Raw genomic sequence first — 16,438 nt, forward strand, 5'->3', positions numbered from 1 at the left:
TTCAACAGGAATCGCTATATCTGCTTTTTTAAGTTTTTATATGTAGTTTTTTATCTCCTATGATTAATAATCATGACTAACTGTGAACTTAAAACGGCGATCGCCAATAATAATGAGCATTCCTTACAAAGGTTAATTCGAGCAATTAATTTATCTAAGGGAGAATTTTCTCTCATTTTAGTTCGTTGTAACTACCAACAGTTACGAGAAGAAATGCGGGATAATCTTCGAGATTTAAGTAAAGATATCAATATTAGAGAAATATATGTTCAATCATCGATTAGTGCTTTACACACTACAATCACATCGCAACTATTTTTAGATAATCCCAGTGTTGCTAGCGATTGTTTACCATCAGCCTTAATGGTTTTTGGTTTAGAATCAGTAATTGCTCTTGAAGATTTATTAACTGGAATAAATCAGTCACGGGATATTTACGCAGCTAGTTTTCCTTTCCCTTTAATCTTGTGGTTACAAGATGAAGTGGCATCTTCACTTTCTCGGTTAGCTCCTGACTTTAAAAGCTGGGCTGCAACCACTATTAAATTCGAGATGCCCCAGGAAGATTTAATTGCTTTAATTACAAAACAGACAGAATCTCTATTTTCTAAAGTTTTAGAAGTAGGCGCAGAAAAGTTTATCTCTAATGATGCCCTTGATTTAGCACCGAAATCCCAACATCGTCACGAGATTGAATCAGCCCGTAATGATTTACTGCGTTCTTACAATATCAAATTAGAACCAGGATTAGAGGCTAGTCTGGAGTTTGTTTTAGGCAGAGATAAGTATGCTAATGATCAAATTAATAGTGCTTTAGCCCATTATCAAAGAAGCCTATCTCTATGGCAGCAAGAAGAAAAAAAGGAAAGTATAGAAAAGAAATATTTAGAACTGAACTACCAACAAAGACTTTGGCAAGCAATTATCTTATTCCACTTAGGTTTATGTTATCACCGGATGGCAGATTTACATCAGAGTGCTAATAGTGGCTATTGGCGACACGCACTATTGTGGTTTCAGCAATGCTTAGATGTGTTGGAAGAGAAGAAAAGACAAGATTTAGTAGCTAAATTTATTTTACCTGCGTGTGAGATGCTTTACCGCTTACAGCTTTGGGAAGATTTAAAGAAATTAGCTCAAAAGTCTTTATATCTACATAAGAGTTATGGCAATCAAGCCCAAATAGCACAAGATTATGGCTTTTTAGCAGCCGTAGCAGGTGCAAATAACGATTGGATACTAGCTCATGAATTAGCTAATACTGCATTAGATATTCTGGAGAAAGTAACAGGAACTCGACAGCATGAGAGTTGGTATCTTTTGTTGTTAGCCCGTTCACAAAGGCATTTAGGAGAATATGAAGAATCTATCAATAACTTAGAATGGGCAAGGGTTGTTTGTGAGCTACAATATGAGCCTTCTTTGTACTTGGAAATTTTAGAGGAATTGCGATCGCTCTATTTTATTGAGCGACATGAATATTTAGAAGCCTTTAAACTTAAGCAAGAAAAAATCCAAATTGAACATCAGTATGGTTTACGTGCTTTTATTGGTGCAAGTCAATTACAGGCACAACGTTACAAAATTAATTCAGTCTTAGAACCCCAAAGTATCCCCTTTATTCCAGAGGAAGTTGCCCAAGAAATATCTGCTTCTGGAAGACAACAAGATGTCAATCGTTTAATTGAAAGAATTACTCGTGCTGACTATAAACTCACAGTAGTTCATGGTCCATCAGGAGTTGGTAAAAGTTCACTGCTCAAAGCTGGTTTATTACCAGCTGTAAAGAATAAAGTGATTGGTGAGCGGATACCTCTACCTATTGTGTTATCTGCTTATACTGATTGGACAACCAGTTTGGGGCGAGGTTTTTATAATGTGTTAGCACCATTAGATATCTCAAGTTCCCTGGAATTTACTCCCGCTATTCTGCTAGAAAAGTTCCGCTCTGCAACTGCACGTAATCATACAATTATTATTATTTTTGATCAATTTGAAGAGTTCTTTTTCGTAAGTAGCTTTCAGCAAAAGTTAGAATTCTATCAGTTTTTTAGCGAATGTTTGAATATTGCATATTTAAAAATTATTATTTCCATCAGAGAAGATTATCTCCATTACTTATTAGATTTTGAGCGCTGGGATAAAACACAGCCAGATAGTTTCCATGATTTAGATGTCATTAACAAAAATATTTTAGATAAAGATATCCGCTACTTTCTGGGGAAATTTTCCCGTGAAGATGCCGTTGCTATTATTCGTTACTTGACCCAAACATCTCAATACGAAGTCAAGGATGATTTAATTAATGAACTAGTGCAGGATTTAGCAGGAGAAACCGAAGAAGTCCACCCAATTGAATTACAAATAGTAGGCGCGCAGCTACAAGCAGAAAATATCACGAATCTCGAAAAATACAAACTTTGTGGAGGTACGAAAAAACTTATAGAACGCTGGCTAGAGGAAGTTATTCGAGATTGTGGTCAAGAACATGAAGATTTTAGCTGGAAACTATTATATGAATTAACTGACGAAAAAGGCACACGTCCCCTCAAAACTAAATCTGATTTAATGCTGGCTTTAGAAAAATATCTTGATAATCAGTCAGATTTTGATTCACGCTGGGAGTTGATTTTAGAGATTTTGGTTGGTTCAGGTTTAATATTGTGCTGGCGAGAAGAGTTAGGCGAACGCTACCAGTTAGTCCATGATTATTTAGTTGAACCAATTCGCCAAAGAAATGATTATGGCATCATTGCCGAATTAGAAAAAATCAAATCGGAAAAAACTCAAGCAGAGGTAGCCCGAAAATTATCTCAAGAGCAGCTAAATTCAGTTTTGCGGCGTAGATTGCGAGAAGCACGAGCAGCAGGGGTACTGCTGGCAGTTATGGGCGGCACGATCGCTTCTTTGTGGTGGCAAGCCGATATGCAGAAAAGAACCGCAGAGCTACAAACCATCCGTGCTGAAACCAGCGAGACCAATTTGCAAATTAGTGCGATCGCCGCATCTAGCGAAGCTCTATTTTCCTCCAACCAAGAATTTGATGCTTTATTAGAAAGTTTGAGAGCCTGGCAAAAACTTAAACAAGCCAAGGAGGTGCGACCAGAAACCCGAATGCGCGTGGTTACAGCCTTACAACAGGCAGTTTATGGAGTTACGGAGTTAAATCGCTTAGAGGGGCATAGTGATATTGTTTGGGGTGTAGCTTTTAGTCCTGATGGTCAATTATTAGCTTCCGGTAGCACAGACAGAACAATCAAACTTTGGCGACCTGACGGGACACTACTCCAAACCCTTGAAGGTCATACTAGCGCGGTTACCAGTGTCAGTTTTAGTCCTGATGGTCAGACTATAGCTTCAACTAGTCTCGACCAAACAGTACGAATTTGGCGGAAAAACCCAACAACTGGTGAATTCGCCCCAGAGCCGGCCCAAAGCCTCAGAAAACACAAAGATTGGGTTTATAGCGCCAATTTTAGCCCTGATGGAGAATTGTTAGCTACTGCCAGCAGGGATAGAACTATTAAAATTTGGGATCGGGATGGTAACTTAATCAAAACTCTTAAGGGTCATCAAGGCTCTGTCAACTGGGTCAGTTTCAGTCCAGACAGTCAATTTATTGCTTCAGCTAGTGAGGATAAGACCGTCAAAATTTGGCGCAGAGACGGTAGCTTGGTGAAAACTTTATCTGCACATCAGGAAGGTGTAACTGTCGTCACTTTTAGCCCTGATGGTAAGCTACTAGCTTCAGCCGACCGAGACAATGTTATTCAACTATGGCAATGGGATAGTAGTAATCACAATAACCCAGAAGTTGATATCTATAAAACCTTAAAGCAACATACCAGCACGGTATGGAGTCTCAGTTTCAGTTCTGACAGTAAACAGTTAGCCTCAGCCAGTGATGACAATACTATCAACCTCTGGAGTCATACAGGCAACTTAATTAAGACTTTTAAGGGACACAGTGACGCTGTTGTCAGTGTAGCTTTCAGTCCAGATACTAAAATTCTGGCCTCTGGAAGTTATGACAAGAGCGTGAAATTGTGGAGTTTAGAAGCGCCTAGACTACCGATTCTGCGGGGACATGAGGATCGAGTTTTGAGTGTTGCTTGGAGTCCTGATGGTCAGGTATTGGCTTCTAGTAGTCGCGATCGCACTGTAAAACTATGGCGAAGACAGTTGAATAAGGGCAGACTTGATGCTCATCTTTACAAAACCTTAGTGGGTCACACCCAGATGGTTCATAGCGTCAGTATTGACCCCAAAGGTGAAATTTTAGCTTCTGCTAGTGAAGACAAAACCGTTAAACTTTGGCGACTGGATGGAACTCTCCTGAAAACTCTCTCTGGTCATAGTGATAGCGTAGTCAGTGTTAGTTTCAGCCCTGATGGTCATTTATTAGCATCAGCTAGTAGAGATCACACAATTAAACTGTGGAATCGTGATGGAAGTTTGCTCAAAACTTTAGTGGGGCATGAAGCGCGAGTCAATAGCGTCAGTTTTAGCCCTGATGGAGAGGTTTTAGCTTCTGCTAGTGACGATAAAACAATCAAGCTTTGGCGGCCAGATGGGAGTTTAATCAAAACCTTTGACCCTCACGATAGCTGGGTATTAGGTGTCAGTTTTAGCCCGACTGAAAAATTATTGGCTTCTGCTGGTTGGGACAACACAGTCAGACTATGGCGACAAGATGGGACTTTGTTACAAACCTTATTAAGAGGATTTAGCGATAGCGTTAATGCTGTGAGTTTTAGTCCCACTGGTGAAATACTTGCTGCTGCTAATTGGGATAGTACAGTCAAATTGTGGAGCCGTGAGGGCAAATTGATTAAAACCCTCAACGGACACGAAGCTCCTGTGTTGAGCGTCAGTTTTAGCCCCGACGGACAAACGTTAGCTTCAGCTAGCGATGACAACACAATTATTTTATGGAACTTACACCTTGATGACCTGCTGACTCGTGGTTGTGGCTGGGTCAATAATTATCTGAAGCACAACAACAATGTGGATGAGCGCGATCGCTTGCTTTGTGATGATGTCAGCGATCGTATCTAAGAACTAATACGTAATTAAATCGACTATCCATACCAAAATCGACGAAACGCTCAGTTTGTAGTGATTTTGAATTTTGTGGCGCTTGCATTAGCTGTAGGGTATCTAAATTCCACCTTGCAGTATCAGCTCCAAGAGCGATCGTCACTTAACAAATCATCACTACTTACCTGTTGCTTGTTTTCTTCCGTTTCTACTTCTAGTAAGTTGCTTAAAAAAGCTTGTAATCTCATACGTTCAATATAAGGCCAACCCCCTTCAGATTCAATGTCTTTCAACATAGCGTAGAGATGCTGGCGATTATTGGGTAAACTCTCTTGGAATGTTCCATCACGAATCTCTCTGTGTAATTGTTCTAACTGGCGCAACAATTTTAGAAGAGCTGTAGTATTTCCTTGACAACTTTTAGCCGCATCTTGAACTACATCCGTAATATTTTGTAACTTATCTGAAAATTGGCTTGATTCCGTAATGCTGTTGTTGCTCATGCAACCCTCTCTGTTTAAATTAAGTCTACCCAAATTTACCGAATATAGTCGTCTTTCATCTCCTAAGACCAACTTACAAATATATTCGTATAATTTTTTCTCAGTAACTCATCCCCATCACCCTTTATCCCCAGAAGGACATACCTTCCCAATCTCCATAACTTTGATACTAAAGTGGCGCAGTAACGGTTCACACAGACTCATAAGAAGCCTTATGGGATCAACGCCAGTTACTCAAGACTAGAAGTGCTTTGATTTTGAGTTAAAAAAAATCGTATGATCTGGCTGATTTCCCTAATAAAGCAAGCGGCTGTATTTAGTGGTAACACATACATAATACAGAACGACTTGGGCAACCCTGCCAATCCCTGTGGTGTTGGCACAGCGCGAAGCCAAATCCAACTTTCGCGTTATTTGAGGTAAGTAGTGATGCCAATTTGCCGCAAAATGTACTTATCACTATGCCCAAACCATTTATATATCGATTTTTGACATTGAGGTTGATCATGAGGTATCGCGCTTTAATTGTTGCATTCTTGGCTGTGTGCTTGGGGCTACTAACTGCTTGTAGTGACGCTCCAGCTTCTAGTACCAGAGATATACTGACTTACGAACAAATTCGAGGCACTGGCCTGGCTAACAAATGTCCCCAACTTACAGAAACAAGCCGTGGCTCAATTCCCTTGGATTCCAGCAAGTCCTACGTCATCAAAGAACTTTGCTTGGAACCAACCAATTTCTTTGTTAAAGAAGAACCTGCTAATAAACGCCAAGCAGCAGAATTTGTAGCTGGCAAATTGTTAACCAGATACACTTCCACTATTGACCAGGTGTCAGGTGATCTTAAGTTCAACGATGATAGCAGCTTGACCTTTGTGGAAAAAGATGGTCTTGACTTCCAAGCCATTACGGTACAATTACCTGGTGGTGAGCGAGTACCCTTCCTGTTCACCATTAAAAATTTAGTTGCTCAAACACAACCTGGTTTAAGCAGTCTAAATACTTCCACAGACTTTGAAGGTACATTCAAAGTACCTTCTTATCGTGGTGCTGCATTCTTAGATCCTAAAGGTCGAGGTGTTGTTAGTGGCTATGATAATGCCGTAGCTCTTCCAGCCCAAGCCGATGATGAAGACCTTACCCGTACTAACGTTAAGCGTGCGGAAATTCTCAACGGCAAAATTTCTCTACAAATAGCTAAAGTTGATAGCTCTAGTGGTGAAATTGCTGGTACTTTTGAGAGCGAACAGCCCTCGGATACTGATTTAGGCGCTGATGAACCCAAGGAAGTGAAGATTCGGGGTATATTTTACGCTCGTGTTGAGTAAACCCAAACGTGCCTAAATTTTCTTGATTACCAAAGCTGTCTGCCACTGAAAACATTCTTGGCCTATGATCAAATTCCCTATTGAACGTTAACCCATACCCACTAATCTTGCTGAGGTGCGTGGTCTAACTACTCGCTTAAATAACGCAATTTTCGGGTTGATAGAATCCCGTGAGGGCAGGGAGTGGGGAAAAATGTAGTTCAATCAGTGGTAAAAAGCTGTTAATACCTTCAGAAGAAATGATACAAAGGGGCTTCTAGCCCTTTTTTTATTAGGTTGGTCAACATTGCTCAACTCCAAACTTCTATTCACGCAAGAAGTCTAATGTTATGTCAATTCAGTTCTATCATTTGGCAAGTTTGCACGATAGTGAGTTTTTTATAAAAAAATAATAAACTCTCTTAATTTTATTTCAGTATTAATTACTTTTTTAAGTGTTGCACTGATTAAACTCAAATGTTATACAAAAATCCTTATAAGTAGCTCAATTGACGATTTTTTAATTCCTTATTCTAAAGCTTATATAAAGTTTTAACCAAGTAATAGTAAATACACTGAGAATTTCAGTCTTCGTGTTACTCAAAATATATGAAAATTTCAGCCTGAATACTTATTAAGAAAGTTAAGTAAAATTTCGGTTTCAATTTTAACTCAAAATTCTATATTTTGTCTGTATGTAGCTCTGATAAAGCTCCAGAAAATACAAAGAGAAATAAAGACACGATGCAATTCTCGTTAATTTAAATTCTGTTTGATTTTCGGTCTCTTGACATTTTGATAACACCAACTGTGAATTAATCAAAATTTTCACAGAGCAAATAATTTAATATTTGCGTTGATAGCGCTTAATCGCAGCCTTATTTAAAAGCGATTACTCAAATAATTATTTACTTAATAAATGCGGTGCTATGCCTACAACAGCTACCAACGAATTGAAATACGAAATTTGGCAGTTGTTACGAGAATATCAGCAATCTCGGTCAGAAACTGTTCGTAATCAACTAGTAAAACTGAATCTTGGATTAGTGAGGAAAGAAGCTCACTACTGGATGAATCAATGCCGTGAAAACTATGATGATTTAGTTCAGGTTGGTTGTTTGGGTTTAATCAGAGCGATTGAAAGATTTGAAATTGCCAAAGGCCACGCTTTTAGCTCCTTTGCTATTCCTTATATTCGTGGCGAAATTCAGCACTACCTCCGTGATAAAGGTGTAACAGTAAGAATTCCTCGTCGCTACTTGGCTATACAACAGCGAGCGATTGGGGTTTCGCGTTCTTTGCGGGAACAATACAACCGCCAACCAACTGACTCAGAATTAGCAACAGCACTGGATATTTCTCCAGATGAGTGGCAGGAAATCAAATTAGCATGGGTAAATCGCGCTCCTTTGAGTTTAGATGTACCAGTTCAAGATGGTGAAGAAGGAGCAACTAGCCTGGGAGAATTGGTTCCTGATCATCATTACCGCAGTTTTCAGTTGGCGCAAGAAGACCAAATTCGCTTACAACAAGCATTGTTCCAGTTAGAGCAACGCACTCGTGAAGTTTTAGAGTGTGTGTTTTTACAAGACTTGACGCAGAAACAGGTGGCAGAACACTTAGGAATTAGTGTCGTCACAGTTTCCAGGAGAGTCAAAAAAGGGTTGGACTTGTTAAAGCATCTTATGTGTGTGGCAGACGATTAAAGTTCCATTAAGTCATCAGCATTTATTCGGAATTATTAGTGTCAAAAACAACTCTTTAAATCCCAAAAAATTAGGTTATAAAGGAAACGACAACAATGCCTGAAATACAAACAGGCATTTTGCCTTTTATCAATAACAGTTTCCTATAGCGTTTGAGAACGGCTAATGGGCAGAAAATCTAAAATTTTACTTGCAAGTATTGTAACCGTGGCGATCGCCGGATGTGCCTCGGAAGACACACCACCAATTGCTAATCCTAGTCCCCCCCCAACTGCTGCGCCTGTAGCGAAAGCGCCAGTTAAGGCTGAATCCTTTAATAATCCGGTTGTGTCTCCTAATGCCTCTGTAAAGGTTGCCTCTGGGTCTCCTAATCTAATTCAATTGACCAATGGTACTGAACGGGCAAATTTAGTTTCTAAAGGACGGATTGACCCCTTTGCTCAAATTATCGGACAGCCAATTGCCGAAATGCCAGCAAATACACCTGCTAAAATAGTTCCCTCTTTACCACCTCTACCCCCTGGTACTACGCCAAAAAGGGTAAATGTGAAAAACAATGCAAATTCAACTACAAACAAGAAAACACTGATAGCAAAATCACGCCCTAATTTAATGCCGGTTCTGCCTAAAGTTTTACCTCAAGTCGTCCCCAATCCGACTTTAGTTTCAGTATTACCACCACCGGCACAACCTGATTTAGCTAAAGCAGTTGTGGTTACTGGTGTAGTGATAGTGGGTAGAGAACCCCAAGCCATAATTAAAATACCTAACGAAATCGCCAGTCGTTACGTGCAAGCAGGACAAAGACTAGCAAATGGTCTGTTGGTGAAACGAATTGAAATGAATGCAGGTTCCAATCCGATCGTAATTCTGGAACAATATGGTATTGAAGTTGCCAGAATGGTGGGTGAAGCGCCTGTTGGAACTACACCAGGAAGCACAAACCCTACTGGTAGTCCGGTTTCAGTTGTAACACCTACTACTAATCTTCCTGCTGTTGGAGCCTCATAAAGATGGAGACTAAAGAGAAAGTCGAATTTGCTGGTTTACCGTTGGCTGTCTATCGAGAGATAGCAGTTCATCTACGTCAAGTTGAAGGGGTAGAAGTCAGTTTAATTCCCCAATCATCTCAACAGTTTGATTATTATCAAAGTCAAATTGATGGCTTGTGTATCTCTTGGAAAGCAAACGCTAATGCTGAGAGTCGGCAACGGGTACAGCAAATTTTGACATACTATAAAAATCGTTATAGTCTATGTTGACTTGGCTTTATGAGTCATAGTGACAACTCTGGATTTTTCATCTTAGATGTTTGACTAAGGTTTTGTTAGCCTTTGATGATCTTTGTGGAAGATGATCTGCATATTCTGTTTCCCCCGGTAGTCCTCTGTTTGAGTTGCTGTTGGGGGCTTTAGTTATGCGCTTCAATCAGTCTGTTTAATTTTCTGGGATTTACATTTCTTTAAAAGTAGCCTCGCATTGCTCAGTTATAATAAACACATAACTGTGCATAGATTTTGCTCAAGTTACCATGTATGAAAATTGCCGTACCTCAGTAACCTGGAAATTATTTTTTCCATAGAAGTTAATGTCAGTAGACGTAACTAGCCTATACTTTTTACGGTTTAATATACTTATATAAATTAAATTAATAAAAACTGTATTTTTCAAGTATCTATGCGGCTCTGATATGTTATCTGATAGGCTGCCCTGCTTGTGACAATTACACCAATTCCCCCTGGACAACCGCTTAGTTCTACACAAAAAATCGGTTTAAATCTGGTGTCCGTTTTCGGTAATGGACGAGATGTTGTCTTGGCGATTGATATGACGGAAAGCGTGGGTTTGAATGATGAAGGTCGTATTCGCCTACGGCAAATAGTGGAAGATAGCCTCAAGCCTGGAGATTCTGTATACGTTGTTCCTTTTGCTAGGGATGTAGTCTTAGGTGAAGGGATATCTGGTGTCAATCAGTTGGGAACACCCATAAATTTTAGTAGTAAAAGTAAAGCGGATATAGACAAAGTATTAAATAAAATACCTTTTGTCTCTGATCCCAATCGCTATGGTACAGATATTCAAAAAGCAGAATTAATTATTTATCAAGGCATTGCTCAAGTTAATCAGGATCGTCTGCAAAAGCAGCAACCAATTAAACCACAGTCAGTAGTTTGGATTAGTGATGCGCCTTTGTTTACCCAACCAGGTATTACTTCACAAGTATGGGTGGAGACTCCTGCTGACAGTCCTTTTCGGAGCGCAAAATCGCCAGAAAGTCAACAGCGACAGGCTTGGATAAAAGCTTTACCATTACAGGCGCGATCGCGGTCAATTATTACTCAGGACAATAAAGAATATAAACTCACTGTTGTCGATATTCCTCCCACTGTACAGGAATTTTGCACACCAGCACCAGGGGGAGAGGAAACTTGTCTAGTTAATCCTTATTTAACTAGACAATTATGGCTACCTGGATTAATTGCACTGTTAATATTCTTTAGTTTATTGGTAACGGCTAGGAAGTTTTATCGATTACAGAAAAAATGGGAATTAATAGTAGATTTTGAAGCTACAGCCAAACCAGAAGACCAAAAATGCCGATTACCTAATAACAAACGTATTGCTATTGGTGAATATGACTCGACTTGTGTAGATTCTATTGATTGTCCAGGTGTAGAAGTTAGAGCATATTTAGAGCGTAAAGGTGAAAAGCTTTATTTAGTACCAACTAACTCAGCACCAATTTATTATCAAGGTCGAGAAATTACATCACGGACTTTAATATCTAGTTCCCGGTTTCGTTTAAATTGCCCAGACTTCCGCCAAGGTGAATACGAAATAAATATTAAACTTAATAAATAGGATTAGGGGTTGCATTAAATGAATCAAGTAAGTGCAAATGAACTGCAATATCGTGGGATTAACCGCACAATTTGTATTGGCTTAGGTGGTACTGGACGAGATGTTTTGATGCGAATTAGACGGTTAATTGTTGACCGTTATGGAGATTTAAGCAATCTGCCAATTGTAAGTTTTGTTCATCTAGATACTGATAAAGCTGCAACACAAGTGACTGGCATTCGTACAGGAAGTACTTATCATGGTGTTGATCTCAGCTTTCGAGAAGCCGAAAAAGTTAGCGCCACTATGTCCGCCAAGGAAGTAACGATGTTTGTGGAAGGACTAGAAAGGCGCTCAGAATATACTCGTTACGGCCCCTACGACCATATTGCTAGATGGTTTCCTCCCCAACTGTTGCGAAATATTAAAGCTGTGGAGGAAGGTGCAAAAGGAATTAGACCTGTAGGGAGACTAGCTTTTTTTCATAATTATCAAAAGATAAAAATAGCGATTGAAACCGCAGAAAGACTTAGTAGGGGACATGATGCTTTATTGCTGAGAAAGGGGTTAAGAGTTGAACCAGGATTGAATATTTTTGTGATTGGTTCTCTGTGTGGTGGTACAGGGAGCGGTATGTTTTTGGATGTTGCTTATAGTCTTAGACATCTTTATGGTGAACAAGGCGCTCAGATTGTCAGCTATTTAGTGATTAGTCCAGAATTATATGGTAATACCCCTAATATGAGTGCTAATACTTATGCTGCTTTGAAAGAGTTAAATTACTACAGTACTCCAGGGACAAAATTTGCAGCCTGTTATGATATTGAAAATCTAGAATTTCTACAAGAAAAGCGTCCGCCTTTTGACTACACTTATTTAGTTTCTCATCAGACAGGAGGCGAATATCAAATTCTTGATCAAGGTAAGTTATGTAATGTGATCGCTCACAAGATAGCTCTAGATTTTTCCGGTGAGTTAGCACCTGTAATTAAAGGACATAGAGATAATTTTCTCCAACATATAATTCAGTGGGATAAACATCCACGTCCTAATGGTCAGAGGTATTTAACATTTGGGTTAGCGGCGATTTATTTTCCCCGTGACACTATCGTGGAAATTGCCTTAATAAGGGTTAGTTTAGCATTAGTAAAGTTTTGGTTAAATGGCAAAGGTCAAAGTCCAGATCCTCAGAAACTACTGGATCAATTTCTGATTCAATCTCGTTGGCATAATGACTTAGCCAAAAAAGACGGCTTAACTACGAAAATAGCAGAATCAGTAGAGGATACAAATAAAAACTTTAGTAGCAATATTAGTACCTGGAGAAGTAAATTAGAGCGATCAATTTCTGAATGTCAGAATAAAGATGATCGTAACGGTATTCGTCAACAGTTACCAAGGGAGTTTCGAGAGCAATTTCGGAAAGTGCAGCCGGGGGAAACAGAAAATGTCCGAGGTATTTGGCTGACAAAATTGCTCCAGTCTTCTCCAAATATCACCAAGGAACTAAAGACTAATATTGACGATTATTTAATTCAGTTACTCACGCCAAGTGAGCCTATTTTCTCTATTAAAAGCAGTCGTGATTGGCTAGATGCTTTACAACATGAACTACATAACTATCAATTCAATCTGCAAGAAGCAATTACCGATTTTGGTGGGATGAAACGCGCGGAGGATATTGATAAAAAATGGCGAGATGCCGAGCAAATGATTGAAGATATTGAGCATAAAATTGGTATTCCCATAATTAATACTAAGAATAGCCAAGTGCAAGCTGAAGTTAAAAGGGTAGTGCAAGAAGTCTGCAAACTCATTAAACATAACTTTGATTTTACCGTCTTTCAAGAGGCTCTAAAAATAGTCAATGAATTACAAAAACACGTTCAGGAAAGAGGGAATCAAGTTACTGCTTTTAGTAGAGTCATTGAAAATTTGCAAACTTTCTATGAGAAGCAAGATAGTGATTTAAGACAGTTAAACTTTGATGAAATGAGTGGAGAAGCCATATTTGATAGTGAAGATATTGATCGCTGTTATCAAACTATGTTGCCAGAAGATGATCTTCGCAGACAATTGGTATTAGCTAGCTCGGAAATTACGGAACCTGCTGGAAGGGGACAATCTTTGGCAAGTTTTATAGATAGAGAAAGAACTACGCCAGAACAGCTACAAACAGAAATTGACCTAAAGGTTGACAGTTTATTTGCTTCTCGCGTTACTAATATTGTCAACTCTGTGATTAAGCGTTTCATGCAAAAATATCCTTTAGCAGCGCGTTCGACTCGGTTAGCGCAAGTTATGCAAGAAGCTGAACCTCTGCTGAGGCTGAATTTAAGTGACCCTTATTTCCGTGAAGACCCGGCGAAAAGTAGTAAATTAATTGGGTTTAAGGATAAGGATGAATTGGAGGTACGACAGTTTAAAACTGTATTAGCACAAGATTTAGGTATTGAATCAAGTGTGATAAAAGCGACACAATCTGAAGATGAGATTTTAATTGTCAATGAGTATGCTGGTTTTCCTCTCAGGCTAATTAGTAGTCTGGAGAGGATGAGAAACCCCTATCTACGTGAACAAAATTCTGCCACATCTTTTCTGCATAACGATTACCAAGTAGCATTTCCAGATATTATCCCCCCAGATGCGATCGCAATGGAAAAACTGGAAGATGTCTTCTATCCTTGTTTGGCCTTTAGGTTACTCAAGGAAAACCAAGAAAATCAACAATTAGAATTTCAATATTATGATTCCTTGCGTGATAGTTACAATACTGCTACTTTGAGTCCAGAGTGGAGTCAAGCCTTGGAAGAATTAGCTAACCGCAACGACATGACTGAGGCTTTGCTACAGCTTTTAGAGCGAGAAATTTCTGTAATTTCTGGACAACCAGAACTTTGGGAAAATCAGTATTTACCAAAACTAAGGCAATTTGTGCAGGCAGTAGATGATTTATCAGAAGATAGTCCCAATTATCCCTACAAACTCGCAGTAGTAGGAACATCCGCCAGCACAGATCCTACAGTTAAAGAAGGAATTATTCATCGCTTTCGGAGAAAAATGAATGAGCGATTTAGCATATCTCAAAGTCGCGCTTTTGCACCAAATAATAATACATCAATGCAAACAGCTATTGCTGGTGAAATAGTCGTGGATATGCCTGTTGATACTACTGATAATAGAGTCAGGCGGCGCTTAGAATTAGAGCGGTTGAAACAAGATTTAGATGAAGATTTTATTACTCAAGATGAATATGAGCGTGAAAAACAAAGGATTTTTGCTCAATATCCCCTTTAGAGTCATTTATAGATGGGTATCAATTAATATATTCCTATAGCAATTTCTACCTGAGCAAAAACAGCCAAAAAATCATCTGAGATAGAAGAGGATATACACAGATAATTTTTCCTATCAGCAGAGTAGGAGAGGCTGTAAATATGTCTTGACAAACTTACAATTACTTTCATGCCACCCATACCACATTACTTAACTTTTATCACCGTTATTTTAGTTGTCATACCATCAGTAATTACTATTTTTTTACGGTTCAAACTTTATCAACATCTAGTATCTTTAGAAGAGAAAGTCAGAAGGTTAATTAATAGACAGTCACGAGGACAACAGCCAAAAATATTAGAAGAATTAGAATCTAGGTTTCAGCAGGCTAGTAATAACTTAGATCAGGTTAATACTGTAGCATTGATAGACCAAGTTTATAGTCGAGAAAAGATTAATGGATTTACCTGTGAACAAATTGACTATTGGTGTCGAATTCTTCCTAATTTACTTTTAGCCTTTGGGTTGCTTGGTACTTTCTTTGGAATTACAAGTAATTTAGCAGAAATTAGTCAAACGATAAATCAAAATAATTCTAATAATGTCAATGACTTAGTTTCCGCATTGAACAAGCCATTAGAAGGTATGAGTATTGCTTTCGTGACTAGTTTAACAGGACTTTTGTTTAGTAGTATATTAACAGTATTTAACTGGCTAAAAAATACGGGCTTTGCTAAATATAGACTTATTAGTAGTCTTGAAGATTATCTAGATAATATTTATCAACCAGAAATCCAAGGTGATACTCGTCTCGATAAAATAGTCAATCGAATGGTATCCCAGCAAGATGAGTTTTTAACACGATTTGGTTCTACGGTTCGGGATGCAGTGGAACAATCGCTTGGTAATGTAGCTAAACAAATTGCTCAAGGAAATAAAGAAGCCTCTGATTTAGCCAAGCAAGTATATGAAAGCTTTTATCAAGCAGCTGGTACTATATCTACTGCCGCCAGTGAATTTGATCATTCAATTCAAGAATTGAACGCAAAATCGCAAATATTTAAACAATCTGCGGAAATTTTTGAAAGAAGCCAGTTTCCTCAGCAGTTGTCAGCAGCTACAGCAGATTTGAGTAGCATACAGTTAAAATTTTCGCAGTCGGCTACAAGTCTGGCGGATACGGTTAAATCTTTTGCAACAGTACTGAGTGAAGTTCAAAGTTGTAACCAGGAATTAATCAAAATAGGACTAGATATTCAGAAAGTTAATCAAACATCTTTACAAGTATTTGATTTGCATCAATCTAATCAAGATGCGTTGACAGAGATAATACCACAATTGAAGCAAGGAACTACTAGCTTCTCTAGAGCGATTAATAAGCTGGGGAAATTAGAGGAAAGAATTGTGGATAAAGCAGATAGTTTTAACACCGTGGAAGTTACTTTACGGGAATTATTATTATCTGTAAATCAATATACAGAAAAAGCAAATTCCGGTTTATCGAATGTATCTAAAAAGTTAGAGGACAATAATCTATCGGTTAATAACTTAGTTAGTAATGTTGAAGAATTGATCAAGCAAATAACTTTTGATTTGAATACATTAATTAATGAAATACATTCGTTACAGAATAGTAATAATGCTTTATTTGTGAAACATGAAAAAGTAGGCGATCACCTGATAGAAGCAATGAACAAATTGAATAATATCAATAATAATACCTTTGTTTATAAAGATGTAAATTTAAGTAATGACCATTCTTGAA

General features: G+C 38.5%; 9 protein-coding genes. 8 read left to right on the forward strand and 1 reads right to left on the reverse strand.

The genetic code is table 11. The features are described from left to right. Positions 1–72: 72 nt before the first annotated feature. Positions 73–5,058, forward strand: a complete 4,986-nt coding sequence (locus GSQ19_RS14480; RefSeq protein WP_011318643.1) for a WD40 domain-containing protein — start codon at positions 73–75, stop codon at positions 5,056–5,058. A 122-nt stretch (positions 5,059–5,180) separates the two neighbouring features. Here the strand turns inward: GSQ19_RS14480 and GSQ19_RS14485 are convergent, their stop codons facing one another. Next, positions 5,181–5,543, reverse strand: a complete 363-nt coding sequence (locus tag GSQ19_RS14485) for a hypothetical protein (protein ID WP_011318644.1) — start codon at positions 5,541–5,543, stop codon at positions 5,181–5,183. A 506-nt stretch (positions 5,544–6,049) separates the two neighbouring features. On the opposite strand from GSQ19_RS14485, the gene psbO reads away from it, so the two are divergent. The 7 genes from psbO (at position 6,050) to GSQ19_RS14520 (ending at position 16,437) form a co-directional block, all read left to right on the forward strand. Further along, on the forward strand, positions 6,050–6,871 hold the full coding sequence (psbO, locus tag GSQ19_RS14490; RefSeq protein WP_011318645.1) for a photosystem II manganese-stabilizing polypeptide: 822 nt from the start codon (positions 6,050–6,052) through the stop codon (positions 6,869–6,871). A 908-nt stretch (positions 6,872–7,779) separates the two neighbouring features. Then, positions 7,780–8,556: an RNA polymerase sigma factor SigF gene (locus tag GSQ19_RS14495; RefSeq protein WP_011318646.1), complete on the forward strand. Its 777-nt coding sequence runs from the start codon at positions 7,780–7,782 to the stop codon at positions 8,554–8,556. 165 nt (positions 8,557–8,721) lie between these two features. After that, the gene (locus GSQ19_RS14500) at positions 8,722–9,567 is read left to right on the forward strand and encodes a hypothetical protein (protein ID WP_011318647.1); all 846 of its coding nucleotides are present in this window, start codon (positions 8,722–8,724) and stop codon (positions 9,565–9,567) included. 2 nt (positions 9,568–9,569) lie between these two features. After that, positions 9,570–9,818, forward strand: coding sequence for a hypothetical protein (locus GSQ19_RS14505; RefSeq protein ID WP_011318648.1), 249 nt, complete (start codon positions 9,570–9,572; stop codon positions 9,816–9,818). Positions 9,819–10,272: 454 nt separating this feature from the next. After that, positions 10,273–11,418: a vWA domain-containing protein gene (locus GSQ19_RS14510; protein ID WP_011318649.1), complete on the forward strand. Its 1,146-nt coding sequence runs from the start codon at positions 10,273–10,275 to the stop codon at positions 11,416–11,418. Between the two features lie 18 nt (positions 11,419–11,436). After that, entirely contained in the window at positions 11,437–14,694 is a 3,258-nt protein-coding gene (locus GSQ19_RS14515) for a tubulin-like doman-containing protein (protein WP_011318650.1), read from the forward strand. Positions 14,695–14,862: 168 nt separating this feature from the next. Beyond that, positions 14,863–16,437, forward strand: coding sequence for an MlaD family protein (locus GSQ19_RS14520; RefSeq protein WP_011318651.1), 1,575 nt, complete (start codon positions 14,863–14,865; stop codon positions 16,435–16,437). Position 16,438: the final 1 nt, after the last annotated feature.

This window comes from Trichormus variabilis 0441, from assembly GCF_009856605.1.
Lineage (GTDB): Bacteria > Cyanobacteriota > Cyanobacteriia > Cyanobacteriales > Nostocaceae > Trichormus > Trichormus variabilis.

Bases quoted from the DNA above. Each gene is read 5' to 3' on its own strand.
- GSQ19_RS14480 (WP_011318643.1), top strand. From the start codon at position 73: ATGACTAACTGTGAACTTAAAACGGCGATCGCCAATAATAATGAGCAT.
- GSQ19_RS14485 (WP_011318644.1), bottom strand. From the start codon at position 5,543: ATGAGCAACAACAGCATTACGGAATCAAGCCAATTTTCAGATAAGTTA.
- psbO (WP_011318645.1), top strand. From the start codon at position 6,050: ATGAGGTATCGCGCTTTAATTGTTGCATTCTTGGCTGTGTGCTTGGGG.
- GSQ19_RS14495 (WP_011318646.1), top strand. From the start codon at position 7,780: ATGCCTACAACAGCTACCAACGAATTGAAATACGAAATTTGGCAGTTG.
- GSQ19_RS14500 (WP_011318647.1), top strand. From the start codon at position 8,722: ATGGGCAGAAAATCTAAAATTTTACTTGCAAGTATTGTAACCGTGGCG.
- GSQ19_RS14505 (WP_011318648.1), top strand. From the start codon at position 9,570: ATGGAGACTAAAGAGAAAGTCGAATTTGCTGGTTTACCGTTGGCTGTC.
- GSQ19_RS14515 (WP_011318650.1), top strand. From the start codon at position 11,437: ATGAATCAAGTAAGTGCAAATGAACTGCAATATCGTGGGATTAACCGC.
- GSQ19_RS14520 (WP_011318651.1), top strand. From the start codon at position 14,863: ATGCCACCCATACCACATTACTTAACTTTTATCACCGTTATTTTAGTT.